Source organism: Wolbachia endosymbiont of Nomada ferruginata, from assembly GCF_001675785.1.
Lineage (GTDB): Bacteria > Pseudomonadota > Alphaproteobacteria > Rickettsiales > Anaplasmataceae > Wolbachia > Wolbachia pipientis.
Genome location: NZ_LYUY01000203.1, coordinates 1 through 376, shown reverse-complemented (window position 1 = coordinate 376; position 376 = coordinate 1). Strand labels below are relative to the sequence as shown.

Sequence of the window (376 nt, the reverse complement as noted above, 5' to 3'; positions counted from 1 at the left end):
ACAAATATTGAAACAAAAATTCCAGTGCTCCTTTCTCGTCATCCCAGTGCGTGACACTTGTATCTTTATGATGTGAGGCATTAGAGCTAAAATACCTCACAGGGAGGGTGAAGCTGATGCGACACTAATGCCATTAAGCCAGATTTTGCTTCCCTCCCATAGAGTTAAAGACTGAACAGTATCTTTTGGAATTATATCCCGTATTACAAGGTTAGTCTAAACTCTCAGTTTATTTATAGTCTTGGAGACAATTTTATGCAAGTAAATGCTATTTTGGGTGTGGATATTTCAAAAAAGAAATTTGATGTTTGTTTGTTAGTGGACAGTAAAAAACGACACAAAGTCTTTCAAAATAATCAAGATGGTTTTGCAAAAC

General features: G+C 35.6%; 1 pseudogene. It reads left to right on the top strand.

Annotated features, from left to right (window positions below):
- Positions 1-255: 255 nt before the first annotated feature.
- Positions 256-376: pseudogene (locus BA053_RS08825) on the top strand (IS110 family transposase); the annotation flags it as partial.